Source organism: Pseudomonas hefeiensis (assembly GCF_030687835.1).
Classification (GTDB): domain Bacteria; phylum Pseudomonadota; class Gammaproteobacteria; order Pseudomonadales; family Pseudomonadaceae; genus Aquipseudomonas; species Aquipseudomonas hefeiensis.
On the sequence record NZ_CP117449.1, the window covers coordinates 6334198 to 6355753 of the forward strand.

General features: G+C 60.9%; 16 protein-coding genes and 1 pseudogene. 11 read left to right on the forward strand and 6 right to left on the reverse strand.

What is annotated here, in order from left to right:
* Positions 1-108: 108 nt before the first annotated feature.
* The 5 genes from PSH57_RS28645 to PSH57_RS28665 form a co-directional block, all read right to left on the reverse strand.
* A complete protein-coding gene (locus tag PSH57_RS28645; RefSeq protein WP_305386950.1) occupies positions 109-645 on the reverse strand; it encodes a DUF3299 domain-containing protein in 537 nt (178 codons plus the stop codon).
* A gap of 87 nt (positions 646-732) precedes the next feature.
* Entirely contained in the window at positions 733-978 is a 246-nt protein-coding gene (locus PSH57_RS28650) for a GlsB/YeaQ/YmgE family stress response membrane protein (protein WP_256229514.1), read from the reverse strand.
* Between the two features lie 103 nt (positions 979-1081).
* Positions 1082-2167: a 5-(carboxyamino)imidazole ribonucleotide synthase gene (locus PSH57_RS28655; protein WP_305386951.1), complete on the reverse strand. Its 1086-nt coding sequence runs from the start codon at positions 2165-2167 to the stop codon at positions 1082-1084.
* Between the two features lie 12 nt (positions 2168-2179).
* Positions 2180-2671 (reverse strand): 5-(carboxyamino)imidazole ribonucleotide mutase, encoded by a 492-nt coding sequence (gene purE, locus PSH57_RS28660; protein WP_305386952.1) that lies wholly within the window; start codon positions 2669-2671, stop codon positions 2180-2182.
* Positions 2672-3006: 335 nt separating this feature from the next.
* Entirely contained in the window at positions 3007-3924 is a 918-nt protein-coding gene (locus tag PSH57_RS28665) for a LysR substrate-binding domain-containing protein (protein ID WP_305386954.1), read from the reverse strand.
* A 181-nt stretch (positions 3925-4105) separates the two neighbouring features.
* Here PSH57_RS28665 and aspA point away from each other — a divergent pair, with 181 nt between their 5' ends.
* The 8 genes and pseudogenes from aspA (at position 4106) to PSH57_RS28705 (ending at position 18042) form a co-directional block, all read left to right on the forward strand.
* The gene (aspA, locus tag PSH57_RS28670; protein ID WP_305386956.1) at positions 4106-5530 is read left to right on the forward strand and encodes an aspartate ammonia-lyase; all 1425 of its coding nucleotides are present in this window, start codon (positions 4106-4108) and stop codon (positions 5528-5530) included.
* A gap of 519 nt (positions 5531-6049) precedes the next feature.
* Positions 6050-7501: an alanine/glycine:cation symporter family protein gene (locus tag PSH57_RS28675; RefSeq protein ID WP_305386957.1), complete on the forward strand. Its 1452-nt coding sequence runs from the start codon at positions 6050-6052 to the stop codon at positions 7499-7501.
* Positions 7502-7632: 131 nt separating this feature from the next.
* A complete protein-coding gene (locus PSH57_RS28680; protein WP_305386959.1) occupies positions 7633-8637 on the forward strand; it encodes an asparaginase in 1005 nt (334 codons plus the stop codon).
* Positions 8638-8869: 232 nt separating this feature from the next.
* A pseudogene (locus PSH57_RS28685) lies at positions 8870-9861 on the forward strand (AraC family transcriptional regulator).
* Positions 9862-10399: 538 nt separating this feature from the next.
* On the forward strand, positions 10400-10759 hold the full coding sequence (locus PSH57_RS28690) for a DUF6124 family protein (RefSeq protein WP_305386962.1): 360 nt from the start codon (positions 10400-10402) through the stop codon (positions 10757-10759).
* A gap of 389 nt (positions 10760-11148) precedes the next feature.
* Complete coding sequence (locus PSH57_RS28695; RefSeq protein ID WP_305386963.1) at positions 11149-12180, forward strand: histone deacetylase family protein; 1032 nt, start codon at positions 11149-11151, stop codon at positions 12178-12180.
* Positions 12181-12191: 11 nt separating this feature from the next.
* Positions 12192-13292, forward strand: a complete 1101-nt coding sequence (locus PSH57_RS28700) for a polyamine ABC transporter substrate-binding protein (protein WP_305386964.1) — start codon at positions 12192-12194, stop codon at positions 13290-13292.
* A 148-nt stretch (positions 13293-13440) separates the two neighbouring features.
* A complete protein-coding gene (locus PSH57_RS28705; RefSeq protein WP_305386965.1) occupies positions 13441-18042 on the forward strand; it encodes a dermonecrotic toxin domain-containing protein in 4602 nt (1533 codons plus the stop codon).
* Positions 18043-18078: 36 nt separating this feature from the next.
* Here the strand turns inward: PSH57_RS28705 and pdxR are convergent, their stop codons facing one another.
* Positions 18079-19623, reverse strand: coding sequence for a MocR-like pyridoxine biosynthesis transcription factor PdxR (pdxR, locus tag PSH57_RS28710; protein WP_305386966.1), 1545 nt, complete (start codon positions 19621-19623; stop codon positions 18079-18081).
* Positions 19624-19723: 100 nt separating this feature from the next.
* Here pdxR and PSH57_RS28715 point away from each other — a divergent pair, with 100 nt between their 5' ends.
* From PSH57_RS28715 to PSH57_RS28725, 3 genes are read left to right on the forward strand one after another with little or no spacing between them, the layout of a single operon-like run.
* Positions 19724-20365 carry an FMN-binding negative transcriptional regulator gene (locus PSH57_RS28715; protein ID WP_305386967.1) on the forward strand — a complete coding sequence of 214 codons (642 nt, stop codon included), beginning with the start codon at positions 19724-19726 and terminating at the stop codon, positions 20363-20365.
* Positions 20366-20367: 2 nt separating this feature from the next.
* Positions 20368-20814, forward strand: coding sequence for a GNAT family N-acetyltransferase (locus PSH57_RS28720; protein ID WP_305386968.1), 447 nt, complete (start codon positions 20368-20370; stop codon positions 20812-20814).
* A 9-nt stretch (positions 20815-20823) separates the two neighbouring features.
* The gene (locus PSH57_RS28725) at positions 20824-21495 is read left to right on the forward strand and encodes a GNAT family N-acetyltransferase (protein WP_305386969.1); all 672 of its coding nucleotides are present in this window, start codon (positions 20824-20826) and stop codon (positions 21493-21495) included.
* Positions 21496-21556 lie beyond the last annotated feature (61 nt).

Genomic DNA, 21556 nt, shown 5'->3' on the forward strand with positions numbered 1-21556 from the left:
GGCTTGCTCGCGAAGGCGGTGTGTCAGTCAACATAAGTATCAACTGACCGACCGCCTTCGCGAGCAAGCCCGCTCCCACATTGGGATCTACGCCATATCTGCGACTGGTTACAAATCCGCCTCCTGCACCACCCTCACCTTTTCCGCCTCCAAGGCATACGCCGCGCTGGCCAGGTCGTTGTCGACCTTTTCGATCTTCAGCGTGCCGGTCACCCATAGCGGTGTGTAGATGTCGTCCAGCTTCAATCCCTTGGGATAGCGCACCAGCACCAGTTGATTAGGCGGTGGTGGCGGGACGTGGATGCAGGCGCCGGGGTAAGGCACCAGGAAGAACAGCGTGCTGCGGCCCTTGGCGTCGGTTTCCAGCGGCACCGGGTAGCCGCCAAGGCGAATGTGCTTGTCGTTCATCGACGCCACGGTCTTGCTCGAATACATCACCGCCGGCAAGCCCTTGCTTTGCTTCAGGCCACCTTTTTCGGTGAAAGTGCCGCTGGCTTCGGGGGTGTTGTGGTCGATCTCGGGCATGGCCTCGAGGGCTTTCTGGTCCGACTTGGGCATCAGTTCGAGCCAGTCGGTTTCCGGCAGTTCGGCGGCATGGGCCAGGCTGCTGCCCAGCAGAAGAAGGGTCAAGACTAGACGGCGCATGAATGGGCTCGGCAATAAGTAGGAAGTGCGACGCCGGGCATTCTAGCCCTCTCTGCGCGCCAACGCAGAGGGGGCTTGGTCACAGAATCAGTTTCTTTTGATCAAGCCGTAGATCACCAGCAACACCACCGCGCCCACCAGGGCACCGAGGAAACCGGCGCCTTCGCCAGCCTGGTAGATGCCCAGGGCCTGGCCGCCGTAAGTGGCTGCCAACGAACCGCCGATACCGAGCAGGATGGTCATGATCCAGCCCATGCTGTCATCGCCCGGTTTCAGGAAGCGCGCCAGCAGGCCAACGATCAAGCCGATAAAGATGGTTCCAATGATTCCCATGGCATTTCCCTCTGAGATAAGTAGCTAGACCAGAGCCCGTTCGGACTTTGGCACCTAGCCATCAGAGAAGTTAGCCGACCAATGGTTCCACCGTCGCTGAAGACTATTGTTCGGCGATCAATGTCTCGACCTTGATGATCTGCTGGGCCAATGTGGCCCGGTCAGCGCAGCGCAGGTTGGCGTGACCGACCTTGCGCCCGGCCTTGAACGCCTTGCCATAGTGATGCAAATGGCAGTCAGCGATCGACAGGACTTTCTCGCTGTCCGGCACCTTGCCGATGAAGTTGAGCATCGCGCTCTCACCCACCTTGGCAGTCGACCCCAGCGGCAGCCCGGCCACCGCCCGCAGATGGTTTTCGAACTGGCTGCACTCGGCGCCTTCGGTGGTCCAGTGCCCGGAGTTGTGCACGCGCGGGGCGATTTCATTGGCCTTGAGGCCGCCGCCCACTTCAAAGAACTCGAACGCCATCACGCCGACATAGTCCAGTTGCTTGAGCACCCGACTGGAGTAGTCCTCGGCCAGGGCCTGCAGCGGATGATCGGTGCTGGCGACGGACAGCTTGAGAATGCCGTCCTTGTGGGTGTTGTGCACCAGCGGATAGAAACGGATTTCACCGTCGCGGGCGCGCACCGCGATCAACGAGACTTCCCCGGTGAACGGTACAAAACCTTCCAGCAGGCAGGCCACGCTGCCCAGCTCGGCGAACGTGCCAGCCACATCTGCAGGATTGCGCAGGACTTTCTGGCCTTTGCCGTCGTAACCCAGGGTACGGGTCTTGAGGACTGCCGGCAGGCCGATGGAAGCGACGGCGGCTTCCAGGTCGGCCTGGGACTGGATGTCGGCGAACGCAGGTGTAGGAATGCCCAGGTCCTTGAACATGTTCTTTTCGAACCAGCGGTCGCGGGCAATGCGCAAGGCTTCGGCGCTCGGGTAGACCGGGACGAACTGGGACAGGAAGGCAACGGTTTCGGCCGGGACGCTTTCGAACTCGAAGGTCACCAGATCGACTTCATCGGCCAGTTGGCGCAGATGATCCTGATCGCCGTAGTCGGCCCGTAGGTGTTCACCCAGCGCGCTGGCGCAGGCGTCCGGCGCCGGATCCAGGAAAGCGAAGTTCATTCCCAGCGGCGTCCCCGCCAGGGCCAACATGCGACCCAACTGGCCGCCACCGATTACACCGATCTTCATTCGTCAACCACCTCAGGCAATGCGTGGGTCTGGATTGTCCAGGACGCTGTCTGTCTGCTCAGCGCGGAATTTTTTCAGCACGGTATGAAATTGTGGGTGCTTGGCGCCCAGGATGCTCGCCGACAGCAGGGCCGCGTTGATCGCGCCAGCCTTGCCGATAGCCAGGGTCGCGACCGGAACGCCGGCCGGCATCTGCACGATCGACAGCAGCGAATCGACGCCCGAGAGCATCGACGACTGCACTGGCACGCCCAGCACCGGCAGGTGGGTCTTGGCCGCACACATGCCTGGCAGGTGAGCCGCGCCACCGGCACCGGCGATGATCACCTCAATGCCGCGAGCCTCAGCCTCTTCGGCGTACTGGAACAGCAGGTCCGGGGTGCGGTGGGCGGAGACCACTTTCACCTCATAAGGGATGCCGAGCTTTTCCAGCATATCGGCGGTGTGGCTAAGGGTGGACCAATCGGACTTGGAGCCCATGATCACGCCAACCAGTGCACTCATCGTCGTGCCTCTTCTCTCTGGGCGCCCGCAGGCGCGTCAAAAAACAACAAGCCACGCAGGAAACCGGCGTGGCTTGTTGTACGAATTATGGCCGATCTGGACCGGCCGAAGGCCGCGCAGTATACCTCAATGAAATAGATAAACAGCCCCTGTCGCGACCATCTGTCATTTGCGCTTAAACGGCGGTTTTATTGACTCTCAGGTCAGCGAAAAAGCACCACAATTCCCCCGTGGGAGCAGGCTTGCTCGCGAAGGCGGACTGACATTCAACATCATCGTTGCCTGACACACCGCTATCGCGAGCAGGCTCGCTCCCACAGGGGATCTTCGTGGTATCAGGAGCCAGTCACGCCTTGCGCCGCGCCGCCCTCGAGCTTGCGCCACAACAAGCGCACATTGGCCTTGCGCACCAGCGCGCAGCGGTACAGGCGGATTTCCAGGGGCACGTGCCATTGCGCGCCGCCGCAGACCACCAGTTCGCCCCGAGCCAGTTCGGCGCGCACGCTCAGTTGCGGCACCCAGGCGATACCCAAGCCCTCCAGCGCCATGCTTTTGAGGCTGTCGGCCATGGCCGTTTCGTAAACCGTGGTGAAACGCAGGGCCCGTTGGCGCAGCAACAGGTTCACCGAGCGGCCGAGAAATGCACCGGCGCTGTAGGCCAGCAACGGCACGCTGGCCTCGCCTTCAAGGTCGAACAGCGGTTTGCCGTCGGCATCGGCCGCACACACCGGCAACATTTCGGTCTGGCCCAAGTGCAGCGAGGGAAAAATCTCCGGGTCCATCTGCATGGCCGAATCCGGGTCATAGAAGGCCAGCATCAGGTCGCACCCCCCTTCACGCAACGCATGCACGGCGTCGCCGACGTTGGTCGCCACCAACCGCGTGGCGATGTTCAGTCCTTCGTTGCGCAGTTGTGCAATCCAGCGCGGGAAGAAGCCCAGCGCCAGGGAGTGCGCGGCCGCCACTTGCATCACTTCACCCTGCCCGCCTTCCAGATGGTGCAGATGACGCAACACTTCACCCAGTTGCTCGACCACGGTGCGCGCCGTCACCAGGAACAACTGCCCCGCCGCTGTCAGTTCGATCGGTGTGCGAGAGCGGTTGACCAGGGTCAGCCCCAGCGCCGCCTCGAGGCTGCGGATGCGTCGGCTGAAGGCCGGTTGCGTCACGAAACGCCGTTCGGCCGCCTGGGAAAAACTGCGGGTAGCGGCCAGGGCACTGAAGTCCTCGAGCCATTTGCTTTCTAGATTCATTACGTCCTCCCAAGGCACGCACCAAAACAGGTCACACGCTCGCCGTACTGTCGGCGTCACACTCGCATTATGCCGAATATGCATAGGTCAGTGTTTAACAGCATTGGCCCTAATTTTCCTGAAAGCCTAGGATTCACAGCGTTCCGGCTCAGACCGGGTCCTTATCGAGATGATTTCCATCATGTCCTCCTCTGCATCATTGCGCACAGAAAAAGACCTGCTTGGCGTACTTGAAGTACCAGCACAAGCGTATTACGGCATCCAGACCCTGCGAGCGGTAAACAACTTCCGTCTCTCCGGCGTCCCGATCTCGCATTACCCCAAGTTGGTGGTCGGTCTGGCAATGGTCAAACAGGCCGCCGCTGACGCCAACCGCGAGCTGGGCCAACTCAGCGAAGCCAAGCACGCCGCCATCAGCGAAGCCTGTGCACGACTGATCCGCGGTGATTTCCACGAAGAGTTCGTGGTGGACATGATCCAGGGCGGCGCTGGCACTTCAACCAACATGAATGCCAACGAAGTCATCGCCAACATTGCGTTGGAGGCCATGGGCCACAACAAGGGCGAATACCAGTACCTGCACCCCAACAACGACGTGAACATGGCGCAGTCCACCAACGACGCCTACCCGACCGCGATTCGCCTGGGTCTGCTGTTGGGTCACGACGCGTTGCTGGCCAGCCTCGACAGCCTGATCCAGGCCTTTGCCGCCAAGGGTGAAGAGTTCAGCCACGTCCTGAAAATGGGCCGCACCCAACTGCAAGACGCTGTGCCGATGACCCTCGGCCAGGAATTCCGCGCCTTCGCCACCACGCTGAGCGAAGACCTGGCGCGCCTGAAAACCCTGGCGCCTGAATTGCTCACCGAAGTGAACCTGGGCGGCACCGCCATCGGCACCGGCATCAACGCCGACCCGCGCTATCAAGCCCTGGCCGTGCAGCGCCTGGCGACCATCAGCGGCCAGCCGCTGGTACCGGCCGCCGACCTGATCGAAGCCACGTCCGACATGGGTGCTTTCGTACTGTTCTCCGGGATGCTCAAGCGCACCGCGGTCAAGCTGTCGAAGATTTGCAACGACCTGCGCCTGCTGTCCAGCGGTCCTCGCACCGGCATCAACGAAATCAACCTGCCGGCTCGCCAGCCAGGCAGCTCGATCATGCCGGGCAAGGTCAACCCGGTGATCCCCGAAGCGGTCAACCAGGTAGCGTTCCAGATCATCGGCAACGACCTGGCCCTGACCATCGCCGCCGAAGGCGGGCAGCTGCAATTGAACGTGATGGAGCCGCTGATCGCTTTCAAGATCTTCGACTCGATCCGCCTGCTGCAACGGGCCATGGACATGCTGCGCGAACACTGCATCGTCGGCATCACCGCCAACGAAGCGCGCTGCCGCGAACTGGTCGAGCACTCGATCGGCCTGGTCACCGCCCTGAACCCGTACATCGGCTATGAAAACGCCACCCGTATCGCCCGTGTTGCCCTGGAAAGCGGCCGCGGCGTGCTGGAACTGGTGCGCGAAGAAGGCTTGCTCGACGACGCCATGCTCGACGACATCCTGCGCCCGGAAAACATGATTGCTCCGCGTCTGGTCCCGCTGAAGGCTTGATCGACACGATGACTGCTCACCAGGTCGAGGGACTAGACACCTCTCACCTTTTGAGGGCTTGGGGATTTATTCCCCAGGCCCTTTTTTTTAACTGACTTGAGGCTGAAAAAGGGTCTGGAAGCTGAAGAGTGTGGGAGCGGGCTTGCTCGCGAAAGCAGAGTGTCAGGCGGCATCACTGTGGCAGACACACCGCATTCGCGAGCAAGCCCGCTCCCACCAAAAGCAGCTCCCAAACAAGCCTGGCCCTAAAACGCCAGGTGATTCAAAGGTCCGCTTCGTCGCACGCACCATAATCGTGCAGACGGGCGCCGCACTGGTAGGTATAGTGCCGCCCCTCTTCGCGTGAGCGGTCGTCGGTAGCGAGACCCCCAACACATGCGAAAACCGAACTAATAACAAACCCGCAATATGGACCGGGACGAAATATCGCCTCACCTGTCGTGCCGCGCGCCGACCGATGTAACACGATGTTTCCAAATGGCCAGCATTTGCTTAAACAAAAAACAGCGAGGAATACTCATGCTCGAAGTCATCAACGACTTCCTCTCAGGGAAAGTGCTGATCGTGCTCATTGTCGGGCTCGGTAGCTACTTCACGATCCGCTCGCGTTTCGTCCAGTTCCGCCACTTCCTTCACATGTTCGCGGTATTCCGTGACAGCCTCAAAAGCAGCGCCGGTCAGCTCAGTTCCTTCCAGGCCCTGATGCTCAGCCTGGCCGGCCGTGTCGGCGCCGGCAACATCGCCGGTGTCGGCATCGCCGTCACCCTCGGCGGGCCCGGCGCGGTGTTCTGGATGTGGGTGACCGCACTGGTCGGCATGTCCAGCAGCTTCTTCGAATGCTCCCTCGGCCAGCTCTACAAGCGCTGCGACGCCGACGGCCAGTTCCGTGGCGGCCCGTCCTATTACATCCAGCACGGCCTGCAGAAGCGCTGGCTGGGCATGATCATGGCATTCCTGCTGCTGATCACCTTCGGCTTCGCCTTCAACGGCCTGCAGGCCCATGCCGTGACTCACTCGCTGAACAACGCTTTTGGTTTCGACACCACCTACACAGGCATTGGCCTGGCGGTGCTGCTGGGCCTGGTGTTCATCGGCGGTATCAAGCGCATCGCCAAGGTCGCTGACCTGCTGGTGCCGGTCAAAACCCTGGCGTACATCGGCGTCACCCTCTACGTGATCGTGCTGCAGTTCGATCAGGTGCCGGCCATGCTGACCATCATCGTCAAAAGCGCCTTCGGCCTTGACCAGGCCTTTGGCGGCCTGATCGGCAGCGCCATTGTCATGGGCGTCAAGCGGGGCGTGTTCGCCAACGAAGCGGGCCTGGGCAGTGCGCCAAACGTCGCCGCCGTAGCCTCCGTCGAGCACCCGGTGGCTCAAGGGGTGATTCAGGCGTTCAGCGTGTTCCTCGACACCTTTTTGATCTGCACCTGCACCGCGCTGCTGATCCTGCTGTCGGGCTTCTACACCCCGGGTTTCGAAGGTGACGGTATTGCCCTGACCCAGAACTCCCTCGCCGCCGTGGTCGGTGACTGGGGCCGGATATTCATCTCCGTGGCGCTGTCGTTGTTCGTGTTCACCTCGATCCTCTACAACTATTACCTGGGCGAGAACAACCTGCGCTTCATGGTCGGCGAAAACCGCAAGGTGCTGATCGGCTACCGCGCCTTGGTACTGGCGTTGATCTTCTGGGGTGCCATCGAAAACCTCGGCACCGTGTTCGCGTTTGCCGACATCACCATGACCCTGCTGGCGTTCGTGAACCTGATCGCGCTGTTCCTGCTGTTCAAGGTCGGCATGCGTATCCTGCGCGACTACGATGACCAGCGTTCGGCCGGCATCAAGGTTCCGGTCTTCGATTCCAGCAAGTTCCCGGACCTGGATCTGGACCGCAAGGCTTGGCCAGCCAACCCTTCGGCACCGGTAGCCGCGCCTGGAAAGGCTCCGGCAGGCGTGGTCGCCGCGCAACGCTGATCGGTAGGCTGATTGGAAAAAACCGGGCGCACCCGCTGCGCCCGGCGTGACACAGCGTAAGGTCGGCGTCATGCTCGGCCTTATGTTGTGGCAGCCCGATGAGCTGTCGTTTTCGTCCTCGGAGAACACCCATGAATGTCTCGACCTTCCCTGCCGCCCAGCACGTCATGGTGCTCTACACCGGCGGCACCATCGGCATGCAGGCCAGCGCCCACGGCCTGGCCCCAGCATCCGGTTTCGAAGCGCGGATGCGCGATTACCTGCACAGCCAACCCGAACTCGTCATCCCGCAATGGCGCTTCCGGGAAATGTCGCCGCTGATCGACAGCGCCAACATGACCCCGGCCTACTGGCAGCAACTGCGCGAAGCCGTGGTCGATGCCGTGGATGTGCAGGGCTGCGACAGCGTGTTGATCCTGCACGGCACCGATACCCTGGCCTACAGCGCGGCCGCTATGAGTTTTCAATTGCTCGGCCTGCATGCCCGGGTGTGTTTCACCGGCTCCATGTTGCCCGCTGGCGTCACCGACAGCGATGCCTGGGAAAACCTCAGTGGCGCGCTGATCGCTCTCGGCCAAGGGCTGGCGCCGGGTGTGCATCTGTATTTCCACGGCGAGCTGTTGGCTCCGACCCGTTGCGCCAAGGTGCGCAGCTTCGGTCGTCATCCGTTCAAACGCCTGGAGCGTCAGGGCGGTGGTATCAAGGCAACCTCGCTGCCGGCACCGTTGAATTACGACCAGCCCAAGCAACTGGCGAACATCGCGGCGCTGCCGCTGTTTCCCGGCATCAGCGCGCAAATTCTCGATGGCCTGCTGGGCAGCGGCATCCAGGGCCTGGTGCTGGAATGCTACGGCAGCGGCACTGGCCCGAGCGACAACCCGGCCTTCCTCGCCAGCCTCGAGCGGGCGCGGGACAGCGGCGTGGTGGTCGTGGCCGTGACTCAATGCCATGAAGGTGGCGTCGAGCTGGATATATACGAGGCCGGCAGCCGCTTGCGGGGCGCTGGCGTGCTGTCTGGCGGCGGCATGACCCGCGAGGCCGCGCTCGGCAAGTTGCAGGCGTTGATCGGTGCCGGGCTGCCGGTGGATGAGGTCCGCCGGCTGGTTGAGCTGGACCTGTGTGGCGAACTCACGTAATTCAAGCCGGGCATCAACTTGTGGCGAGGGGATTTATCCCCGCTGGGGTGCGGAGCGCCCCACTGCCTCACCGCCGCGCTTTGTCAGATAGAACTCAGGGGGGCCGCTGCGCGGCCCAACGGGGATAAATCCCCTCGCCACAGATAAATTCCTTTACCGCTGTGGTTCATGCTGAAAAACCGGCCGGCACATAACTTGCTCCATCTCCAGCCTCCTCCGGCCGGAAACGAACATGCTTCACTCCCACCTCACCACCCTCAACGCCGTCTCCCTGGTACTCAATACCTTCAAGCACGAAGGCCTGCCCAGTGATGCGTTGCTGGCCGGCAGCGGCATCAGGCGCGGCGGACTTGAGCCGGGCCGACGCGCATCACCACCAATCAGGAGATGCAAGTCTGCGCCAACGCCGTGGCCCTCAAGCGCGACATCGGTCTGGAACTGGGCTTGCGCATGCACGTGTCGTCCTACGGGATGCTTGGCTATGCCCTGCTCAGCAGTGCCACTTTGGGTGACGCTTTGCGTTTGGCACTGCGCTATCCGGCGCTATTGGGAACACTCTTCGAACTGAATCTGGAAGAAGACGAGGAGACGGTCTGGCTGAGCGCCGGCGATTATCGGGAGAATCCGGCCCTGGCGGTGTTCAACGCCGAGTTCTGCATGGTTTCGCTAAAAGTCATCTGCAACGACCTGCTTGGCCAGACACTGCCTCTGCGCACCGCGCGCTTCGAACATTCGGCGCCCGATTACCAGGCGCGCTACGCAGCACTCTTCGACTGCCCGGTGCGTTTCGACAGCGTCGATAACGCGTTCGCCTTCGACCGTCACTGGCTGGAACAACCGCTGCCACTGGCCGACCCCATCACCCACCACGCCATGGCCGAGCGTTGCCGTCGGCAGAACACCGAATTCACCGGTCGCCAGGCCTGGCTGGGGCGGATTCGCCAGTTGCTCAGTGCACAATTGAATGCCGCTCCCGGCCTGGAAGGCCTGGCCGAACAGATGAACTGCTCGTCGCGCACCTTACGCCGACACCTCAAGAGTATGGGCTGCAGCTATCAGGAATTGCTCGACGAACTGCGCTTCGAACGGGCCAAGCAAATGCTGTGTGAGGACAAATTGCCGATCTATCGGATTGCCGAAATGCTGGGTTTCAGCGAAACCGCCAGCTTTCGGCATGCCTTCGTACGCTGGAGCGGCGTGGCGCCGAGTCAGTTCAGGTCCTAAGCCTTCGGTAATTGCCGCTTTCACGCACAACACCTGAGACCCCTGTGGGAGCAAGGCTTGCCCGCGATGGCGTCCGCTCAGACACATCCAGCGCCATAAAGGCTGACGCCAGGTAGACTGCAACAACCGGTCTACGACGGCTGCGCCGCCGAGCGGGAGCAAGCTCCCTCACCCCCGAATCCTGAGCATTACGAAGGCTTGTTTATTCTCCCTCCGCAACGCTTCCACCAAGCTACGAATCCTTGCGCCATTGCCTACAACTACGCCAGAATCCGCCCGCTTGTGCGCCTTGCCCATGGGTTCTATCGTTTCCCTGCCACTGCCCATCAGTGGTCGGGTTTAGTAGCCCGAGGTAGTGTCAGTAAGATGCACGAGCTCTCCATCCAAACAGGTTCCTAACCTGTCCTTGATGGTGGCTGTGCGCAGGGCGCTTCGGCGCGCCGGCAATGCTGATCTCCCCGGTCTACTAACCTGCGTACAGCCGCCACCCTTCTTTTAGTAGGGAAGAGGTTGCGGCTTAACCATGGAGTATCAGCACATGTTCAAGCCTACACCGAATCCCCCAGAGACAGACCGCACTTCCCCGCATACCAAATCCGAAGCTAGAAAGCACGACGAAGCAGCCAAACGCGCCTTGGATCACTACCTGCTACCCAAACCGGAAAAGTCCGAAGATGCATCCAAACCGGACCAGCTCTTCACCGTGGCAAAAAACGCCGACAACGAATGCCTGCTCGCCAACCTCAGCGAAAACCTGGCATCCGCCGACGCGATGATCAGCAACCTGGCCTTCGACCTGGAAGGCCCCCGCCGCCACATCGCCCTCGGCATCCAGCAATTGATCGAACTGAGTTCAATGTTGGCGAACCGAGCGTTGGATAACGTCGAACCGCGCTAGCCGCTACACCATCCGTGGCGAGGGGATTTATCCCCGCTGGGCTGCGCAGCAGCCCTAAAGCAGTTAACTCAATCTTCCTGGCACACCGAGTTGCCTGGTTTGGGGGCTGCTGCGCAGCCAGCGGGGATAAATCCCCTCGCCACAGGACCTGGTTCACTGCGCGACAGCGCAGCGTCGCAGACGCGGCGGCCACTCCCTCGCCACAAAATCACCGCCTCGCCACCGAAGCAGCCCTTGCCCCAACCCCGCGCACACCCGCGCCAACAAGGGGCGATTTACGGTCAAACCTTTTGGCCATTTCAATCCCCTTTTGGCCTCTCCTGCCGTTCTCCGAAACGCCGCGTGCCGCAAGACTGTGAGCAACCGGATCAGCCTTACGGAGAACAAAAATGCTGACGATCTACTCAGACGATCACCACCTGCACCACGGACGCTGTGAGTTGATGGACGGGCAATTGATGCCCTGCTTTGAAATGCCCTCCCGGGCCGATCATGTGCTGGAGCGGGTCAAGACCCAGGCGTTGGGCCCGGTCGAACCACCCCATGATTTCGGCCTCGCGCCGATCCAGCGCATTCACAGCCCGGCGTACCTGGAATTTTTCAAAGGTGCCTGGGATCGCTGGGCTGAGTTCAACCGTGACGGCGATCTGCTGCCCTACACTTGGCCGGCGCGGACCCTGCGCACGGTCATGCCGACCAGTCTGCACGGCCAGCTCGGTTATTACAGCTTCGACGGCGGCGCGCCGATCACCGCCGGGACTTGGCAAGCCGCGTACAGCGCCGCTCAGGTCGCCCTCACCGCCCAGGCCGACATCCAGCGCGGCGCCCGCAGTGCCTTTGCGTTGTGCCGCCCGCCGGGGCACCACGCCGCCGGCGATTTGATGGGCGGTTATTGCTACCTCAACAACGCCGCCATCGCCGCCCAGGCTTTTCTCGACCAGGGTCATAAGAAAGTCGCGATCCTCGATGTGGATTACCACCACGGCAACGGCACCCAATCGATCTTCTACGAACGTAACGACGTGTTGTTCGCCTCGATCCACGGCCACCCGGAAGCCGAGTTTCCGTTCTTCCTCGGCTATGCGGACGAGCGCGGCGAAGGCGCCGGTGAAGGCTTCAACTTCAACTACCCTTTGCCGGCTGGCTCTGGCTGGGACACATGGAGCGCAGCGCTGGAACAGGCGTGCGGCGAAATCCAAAGCTACGACGCCGATGTCATCGTCGTGTCCCTGGGTGTGGACACCTTCAAGGACGACCCCATCTCGCAATTCAAGCTCGACAGCCCGGATTACCTGGCGATGGGCAAGCGCATCGCCGCGCTCGGCAAGCCAACGCTGTTCGTGATGGAAGGCGGTTACGCGGTGGCAGAAATCGGCATCAATGCCGTCAACGTGCTCGAAGGTTTCCAAAGCGCCCAATGAGGAATGAAAGCATGAACAGACTCAAGCGTTTGATGGTTCCCAGCCTGTGCGCCGCGCTGCTGTGCAGTGTTGCCCAGGCCGAAGAGCGTACCCTGCGTGTCTATAACTGGTTCGACTACATCACGCCCAAGGCCCTGGACGATTTCAAGGCGCAGAACAGCCAGGTCAAACTGGTCTACGACATCTTCGACACCAACGAAGCCCTGGAGGCCAAGCTGCTGACTGGCAACTCCGGCTATGACATGGTGGTGCCGTCCAACGTGTTCCTGGCCAAGCAGATCGAGGCCGGCGTGTTCCAGCCTCTGGACCGTAGCAAACTGCCAAACTGGAACCACCTCGATCCCAAGCTGATGAAGCTGATCGAAGCCAACGACCCCGGTAACAAATTCGCCGTGCCTTACATGTACGGCACCATCCTGATCGGCTTCAACCCGGACAAAATCAAAGCCGCCCTGGGCGACAACGCGCCAGTGGACAGCTGGGACCTGATCTTCAAGGAAGAGAACATCAGCAAGCTCAAGCAGTGCGGCGTGGCGCTGCTCGACTCACCGTCGGAGATCCTGCCCCTGGCCTTGCAGCACCTGGGCCTGGACCCCAACAGCAAGAAGCCGGCGGACTATGCCAAAGCCGAAGCGCTGCTGATGAAGATCCGCCCGCACATCACCTATTTCCACTCGTCCAAGTACATGGCCGACATCGCCAACGGCGATATCTGTGTGGCGGTCGGTTACTCCGGCAGCTTCTCCCAGGCGGCCAACCGCGCCAAGGATGCCAAGAACGGCGTGACCGTGGACATGCGCCTGCCCAAGGAAGGTGCGCCGATCTGGTTCGACATGCTCGCCATCCCTAAAGGGGCGAAAAACCCGGACGACGCCTACACCTTCATCAACTACTTGCTGCAACCGAAGGTGATCGCGCCGGTCAGCGATTTTGTCGGTTATCCGAACCCGAACAAGGACGCCACCGAAATGGTCGACCCGGCGATCCGCAGCAACCCCAACCTGTACCCGACCGAGACGGCGATGGCCACGCTCTACACCCTGCAACCCTTGCCCAGGGATGCCGAGCGCGCACGCACGCGTGCCTGGACCCGGATCAAATCCGGCCAGTAAAGGCCGTTGTGGGAGCAAGCGTTGCTCCCACCTGGTGTTGGCTACATATACATAGTTACCACCTGCGCCGTCCCTTGCCTCTCTAGCATGAAAAACCCGAAGCATTTGGCTTCGGGTTTTTCATGTATTTCGAGACAGGGACACTCAGATGACACCAGACCCTACCGACACCAACCCGACGTTCAATGCGAGCATCAGGAGTAAGCTGCTCAACCAGTTGCTCGCAGGCCCCACCTACCCGGAGGTGGCCGCCATGCTCCTGCGCAACGCGCTCAAGAAGCTGTACCCGTCATTGGATCTCGATCCGCATACCACCGTCATCGGCGAACCGGCCTGGGACATTGTCGACGACGAGATCGTCGCACGCCCCACCCGTTATGAATCGCTCAGCGATCTGCTCGCCGCACGGGTGGACCAGAGCAAACCCACGTTGTTGATTGAAGGGCTGCATTACCTGACCCAACTGCCGATCACCGTGCCCGAGGTGCATTTGCCGGTGCGCATCGACCAGATCGGACGTTTGATCAACGAACTGGTGCCCGCCATGGTGCCGGCCAGCCAGGAGCAACAACTGGCGTACTGGAACATGCCATTCGGTAATTACGGGCCGCGCTGGCATGAACTGTCCCACACACTGCGCAAGCTCTGGGACGTCAAGCAGATCGAGGGCTGGACGGCGGCTGAGTGCGACATGGCCCGGCAATTGTTCCTGTACCCCGACCCACAAGACCGCAAGGACAGCTATGACAGCCACGCGTATCTGGTGGACATCGAGGAGGTCGACGGCGACGAGGTCAACCGCGTTAATGAAAATTCGCTGGTGGTCCTGATCGGCCTGATTGACAACAAGGAGGTCATCCTTGTGCACTCGTTGCTCAACGGCTACCAGAAGTTCGCTTCACGGCAGGCGTTGGGACAAGCCCTTTCCGATCACCTGGGGACCTTGGTCCACCCGACGAAGATTCGCTGGCGGCTCTATGAACCCAACGGCAATATTTTCGATAGCAAGGCCTGCGGGATCATCGCCGTGCAGGTCAAGATCCTTGGCATCCCCACCATCAGTCTGAATCCAACCTTCGCTGAAGACGAACCACCGGCCCCCAGCGGGCTGGACATAGGACCTAGCGAAAGCTGGTTCCAAAAACAGTTGCCCGAATGGCTGCAGAGCGCACCGATCTCCGACCAGATCCTGTTCGCCCAATACATGAAAAACCTCTCGGCGCTGAGCAGCTCCCACGCCGGAAAAACCTACCTGGACGATATTCCCCTCATCAAGAATTATGCGGCGCACGCGCTGAAAACGCAGATGCTGGCGGACCACCGCGATGCATCGACGCTGGACCCGGAAAAAATCGAGATCGAGATAAAAAGCCCCGTGGTCTGGGGCACCTTCGTTGTGCCCTTCAAGTTGGATACCACCCGGTTCAACCTCGTCGAACTGGCACTGCAAAACCTGATTGCACTGCCTCCGGGCAACAAAACGGTGGGGGCCCTCGACGCGACCGTGTTGCCCGCCTGGTTGACGGTGGACTACATCGAGAATCTCATCACGCAGGTCGACATCGGTCGGTTTTATCCCCACCTGATCAAGCAAAAACTGCTCGATGACCCGGCGGAGTCGAGCCGCCGCGAAAAGCTGTACACCTCGCAATTGCGCATACAGCTGCCCATGCTTGCACTGGAAGGCAAACTCCGTGGGCGGGGCAATATCGATGAGCGCGGTTGCCGTTATGTCGCGGCACTGTTGGAACCCCAGGAAGCCGACCGCAAGGTAGACGGGCAAACTATCGTCCTGCGCAAACTGGCCTTCGTGCCCGAACTGCAACTGGGGCTTTCAGAGGACATCGTTGCCAACATGTTCGTGATCGGCCCGCAGACGCCAAGTGCCGGTCCTTGCCTGCTTTATCGACCATTGTTTGAACCGCAGCTGTGGCAGTTCCCGTCGTTCAGCAACTTGCTGTACACGATCCGGCAAAACGCCTCTTTGCGCCAATCGGTCCTGGCGTGGCTGCCCGATGGCGTACGAGAAACCTATGGCCGAGATGTCTTTCCAGGCGCCCTGCCCTCGCCCTGGACCATCGTAGAGTTCGTGGCAGCCCCGCTGGAGTCATTGTCCAATAACGGCCCCGTCAGTCTTGGCGGCGAAACCCTGGGCGACGACTTCCTGCCGCTGTTGTTCAGGGCCAATGCCAATGCCTTGGTTACGCTCGCCGATCATCAGTCGGTCTCCAATCACGAAGGCCGTTGGGAGTCTTTCAAGCAAGCCGGTTGGCTGATTTTCAACCTGGCGTTGCCCTACCTCGGCACTACGGTGAACACCACGACCTGGCTCTGGCAAATTTTGAACGACCTTGAACAACTGACGCAAAGCAACGAAGAAGCCAACAGCCAGGCCAAGTGGGAACTCTTCGTCGATGTGTTGTTGAACGTTTCCTTGGGGATTATCCATTACGTCATTGACCGCACCAGGGCCGCCAAAGGTAACCGTCCGACAGAGGCCCCGGAGATTGCCCCTTCACAAATCCCGGCAGTGCCCAAACCCAAGCTCATTATCGAAACACTCGCGCCGCTCACCCAGACAGAGCTGCCGCAAGAGCACTACGAGGTCATTCACACCAGCGGCGCCTTGATCGGCAGATCGAGCAAGCGCGCCAATCTCCTGGATAGCTTCAGCATCGCGGCCCCCGACGCCATTGGACAACCCAAGACCGAAGGCGCGCTCAAGGGCCTCTATGAGAAAGGTGGGAAGTGGTACGCGAAGATGGCGGGAAAATGGTTCGCGGTCACCATTGAGGGCGATCAGGTCTCGATCATCGATGGCGCCCGCACCGGCCCTCCGCTGAACCATGATACGCACGGCCAGTGGCAGATCGATACCCGCTTGCGTTTACGCGGCGGCGGATCAAAAGGCGCCCGGCAGAGGGTCGTCGCCGAGGCACGGCGCCGCAGCGTTGAGCTGCTGGCCGAACTCAACCAGTTTGAAGAACAGAAACCGGTGAACCAGAAGTTGCTGACCATGGACGCGCAGGAAATGAACCAGGCGTCCGGCGCGGCCCGGCAAACCAAGCGCGAAGCGTATCTGACGACCCTGCAAGCACAGCGAGAAAACTACGAAAAAGCGCTGAGGACCCTGATTGAATGGCCGGTCTTCCAGTCAAGGCCCGACTACCCTCGCGTCAGCCTCGGTTACCTGAACGCACAGGTCAATTTCACCTTCGCAGAAATGGATGTATTGCGAGAGCGTTTTACCCCTGCCATTACCGAAGCCATGGGCATGATCACGTCCGAGGTCAAGGTGCTGGAGCAACAACACATCGATGCTGCCAACAGCATGATCAGCGCCGGTGACGACATGATCGAGCGCCTGGACTACATGGAAACACGCTTCTCCAGGCTCAAGGAGATGGGGCGCGAAGGCTTTGAGTTTGTCCGCCAGTACCGTGGAAAAATGCCGGCCTACAAAAGTGACGATCTGCGGCTTATCCAGCTGGATATGTATCGTCACCTCTGTTTGTCACTCGAAAGCGTCGAGACAATGCCCGAAGGCTGGGTGGAGATTAACCGAATTGTCGACAACGCTACGATGGCCTTCCAAAGCCTGCGCGACGCCGTGGATGAGCGAAGCATGATCCGGCTGGATGAGCAGATCGACGCACTCGGCAGCCTGACGGAACAGTTTGCCGCCATCGAGGAACATCTCGACTACATGGGTCGCGAATACAAGGACAGCGCCAGCCCTGTACAACTCTCTCGCCTGGTCAGGCAGATAGGCGAATGTAGAAAGCGAGCGTTGCACCAGTTGGCGCAAGCCCTCGATGAGCGAAGCAACCGACGAAGGTCAGGAAGCCCTCATGAGCCACGTCCACGGGCCAGGAAGAAATTCATCAGGGCACGCTTCTGGGGCATCGTCAGTGGCGAGCCTCGCTTATCGCAGTTGCATGAGGAAACGGATTGGGTCGATGTGAAGCATCCGTTCTCGGACGAAATCATCGTCTCATTCCACCGTAAGGAAACCGGCGAATGGGTGCCCCATGTGATGTCCGAGGCCGCCCCGCTGGCAGTTCCGTCGCTGGAAACGAGCGTTCGCAAAGGCCAGGCCCTGATCGACGGGCTGGCAGCGTTCAACGCACAAATTGAAAAAGACCTGAAACAGCCAGGCCGGACACCTGCCGGCATTGCAATGATCCTCAATGCACACGCCAGCAGGATGGAGAAAGTCGGCATCGCGATCAGGAAGGCACTCGACCAGGCACAAAGCGTTGTCACCAACGAAACGATTGAAACATCAGAGGCGCAGCAGCGCTCGGCCGAGTCCTTGCGACTGCGCCTCAAGAAAGAATCGAAGACGCTCTATGAACAGGAGTTCGAAACCGTACTGACCATTATCAAACAGAGCCCACCCACCATGAGTGGCGTGATCTGGCTGAAAGACCGAAACCGGATTTCCATCACCAAACGGATCAACCGACAGCGCGTCAAGGGCCCCTTACATGGTTACCTCGACAGGTATGAAATCAAGGACAGAAAGACCAGCAAAACGCTCTGGTTCGCCGACTTTCACTACTCCACGAACTGGGTGCCCGCCCGTACGTTCCTTTCGGCACGCCTGAAAACAGTGGAGCAGGTGGTTTTCGGGTTGGCCGAGGCCTCTACAAAGGGCTTTAGCCAGCGTCAGTTGATCAATCACTACCGTAGCGAAATTGCCGTGGACCAGGCCCAGCAGGTGTTTTTCCCAAAAGAGCGGCCATAAAGCCAACGCCGCCGCCGATGCCCCGGCGGCGCGCCCTCAGGGTTTCCAGGCTTTCGAAAGGTTCGCCAGCGCGGTGCCAATCGCCGCTGGCGGCACCGCCGCAAACCCCAGCACCAGCCCGGCGCGCACCGGCGTCGGTGTGTTGGGCAACCAATAACTGCTCAGGCCATTGATTTCCACACCCACATTCGTCGCTTGGGCGATCAGTTCGCGCTCGCGCTCGATGCTCTCTACCGGGACCGTGAGATGCAGCCCGGCCACGACAGTGGGCAGTGCACCAACACCCGCAACCGCCTTGGGCCAGCCCGCCAGCAACGCATCACGCCGAACCAGGGCGGCCCTGCGCATACGCCGGATATGCCGCTGGAAATGCCCGGCGGCCATGAACTCGGCCATCACCGCCTGGGTGCTGACTTCGGAGTGGCGCACGTCCACGGCACGCCGGCGAGAGAAGGCGTTGACCAGGCCAGGCGGCAGCACCAGGTAGCCCAGGCGCAGAGCCGGGAACGCCACTTTGCCGAACGTGCCGACGTAAAGCACTCGCCCCTGGCGATCCAGTGCAGCCAAGGGCGCCAGTGGCGCGCCGCTGTAGCGGTACTCGCCATCGTAGTCATCTTCGACGATCCAGCCGTCGTTGCGTTCGGCCCAGGCCAGCAGTTCCAGCCGCCGGGGCAGGCTCATGACCACCCCGGTCGGATATTGATGGGACGGTGTGACGTAGGCCAGCCGACAGTGGCTCAACGCACCCAGCGCTGCGCAATCCAGGCCGTCGCCATCCACCGGCACGCCTCTGACGTCGGCACCGGCAACGGCGAACGCATGCCCGGCCGCGCGATAGCCGGGATTCTCCACCGCCACGACGTCGCCCGGGTCGACCAACAGCTGTGCACAAAGGCTGATGCCCTGCTGCGCGCCACTGGTGATCACAATTTGCTCAGCCGTGCAGTGCAGCCCCCGGGAGCTGCGCAAATAAGCAGCGATCAGCCCGCGCAAGCGCGCATCCCCTTGGGAATCGCCATAACACAGCTGTTGCAGATCCGGCTTGCGCCAGAAAGCCGCATTCAGCTTGGCCCAGACGTCGAAAGGGAACAGATCGAAAGCCGGCACGCCGACCCTGAATGCTCGCGGCGGGCCACTGGGCGGTTGGGGCAAATGGTGGTTTTCGACGCGGTTCAACGCGTCGCTGTGGATAACTTTACTGGATGGACCCACAGGTAAATCCAGCCAATCTGTGGATAAGGCTGTGGGTAAGCCTGTTGAAAACCCTGTGGATACTTTTGTGGATATGTTTTTCAGCGGCAGCGCCGACGAGGACAGTTTCGCCACATAAGTACCGTCACCGACCCGTCCTTCGATGAAACCCTCGGCGTAGAGCTGGTCGTACGCCCGCACCACGCTGTTGCGCGAAATCGACAAGGCCGCCGCCAGGTCCCGGCTGGCCGGCAGGCGCGTGCCGCTGGCCAGGCGCCCATCGAGCACACGGGCACGCAAGGCCTGGTAAAGCTGGCGGCTGAGCCCCTGACGGCGGTCCAGCTCGATACCAGCGGGGTTGAACGACAGTGGCGGCACGGCGTTGTGCATGACAGCCCTCACGAATGGACCTATCGAATTGGCCGTAAGTGGCTCTTACAACAGACCAATAGCCTGCCTAGGATGCTCGCATTCGCCAAGGAAAATCGTCATGTACAACCCTAAAGCCTTTGCCGTCGAAGACCTGCCTCAACTGCATGCCATGATGGGTGATTGCCGCCTGGCCGTCTTGATCACTCAAGGTGAACACGGCTTGCAGGCCAGTCATCTGCCGTTGCTACTGGACACGCAACAAGGTCCGAACGGAAGCCTCTACGGCCACATGGCCCGGGCCAATCCACAATGGCGTGACCTGGAAGCCGGCGCCGAAGCGTTGGTGATTTTTGCTGGGGGCGACGCTTACGTCAGCCCCGGTTTCTACCCCGGCAAGGCCGAACACGGCAAAGTTGTGCCGACCTGGAACTACCTGGCCGTACACGCCTATGGCCGCGCAGAGGTGTTCAGCGATCCTCATCGCCTGCGTAACCTGGTGGGCGCCCTGACCGACCGCCACGAAGCTGGCCGCGCCCAGCCCTGGACAATCGATGACGCTCCGGCGCAGTACATCGACAGCATGCTCAAGGCCATCGTCGGCTTCGCCCTGCCCATCCAGCGCCTGGAAGGCAAGCGCAAACTCAGCCAGAACCGCAGCCCCGCAGACATCAGCGGGGTGCGCAACGGTCTCGCCGCCAGCCTGGACCCGCAGGACCAGTCGCTCGCACGCCTGATACCTGAACAATCGTCGAAGGAGTGAACATGAGCCAAATCGAAATCCGCCTCGTCAGCGCCGATGACCACGCCGCCTGGCTACCGTTGTGGCAGGCCTACTTGCGTTTCTACAACACCGAACTGCCGCAGGCCGTGAGCCAAAGCACCTGGCAACGCCTGCTCGATGAGCGCGAGCCGACCTACGGCGCCCTCGCCTGGAACGGCGACACAGCGGTGGGCCTGGTGCATTTTATTTATCACCGTTCGAACTGGAGCATCGAAAACTCCTGTTACCTGCAAGACCTGCTGGTGACGGAGCACAGCCGTGGCACCGGCGTCGGTCGCCAGCTCATCGAATTCGTCTACACCTGCGCCAAGGCCGATGGTTGCTGCAAGGTCCATTGGCTGACCCACGAAACCAACGCCACGGCGATCCAGCTCTACGAGCGCATCGCCGAGCGCCCAGGCTACATTCAATTTCGCAAAGCCCTGTAAGGAGCACACATGTCGATTTCTCTCGCCGATTGGAAAGGTGTTCCGGCACCGTCTGCGCAGTTGCTCGAGGGGCGCTTCATCCGCCTGGAAAAACTCGATCCGGCGCGCCATGCCGATGGCCTCTGGCAAGCGCTCGAAGGGCCCGGAGCCGATCCGAAACTCTGGGATTATTTGCCCTACGGCCCGTTCCAGGATCGCAGCGCTTTCGATGCGTGGCTGGCCAATCACGCTGCCAATACCGATCCCTATTTCTTCAGCGTGATCGACCGCACCAGTGGCGAGGTGCAGGGTATTCTCAGCCTGATGTCGATCGTGCCGGCCCAGGGCCGCATCGAGATCGGCCATGTGACCTTCGGCGCGCCGATGCAGCGCTCACCGAAAAGCACCGAGGCGGTTTACCTGCTGGCCAAGGAGTCTTTCGCCCTGGGTTATCGCCGGCTGGAATGGAAGTGCAACAACGGCAATGCCCGCTCCAAATATGCTGCCGAACGGTTGGGGTTCACGTTTGAAGGGGTGTTCCGCCAGCACATGGTGGTCAAGGGGCAGAACCGCGACACCGCCTGGTACTCGATGCTGGATTCGGAATGGCCGGTGATCGCCGCGGGCTTCGAGCAGTGGTTGAGTGAGGACAATCAGCGCGAGGGTGGGCAGGTGCGCGGGTTGGTGGAGTGTCGGGCATAGCTTATGGGTGACTGATCGTCCGGCTATTTGCGAGCAGGCTCGCTCCCACAAGGGTTCAGAG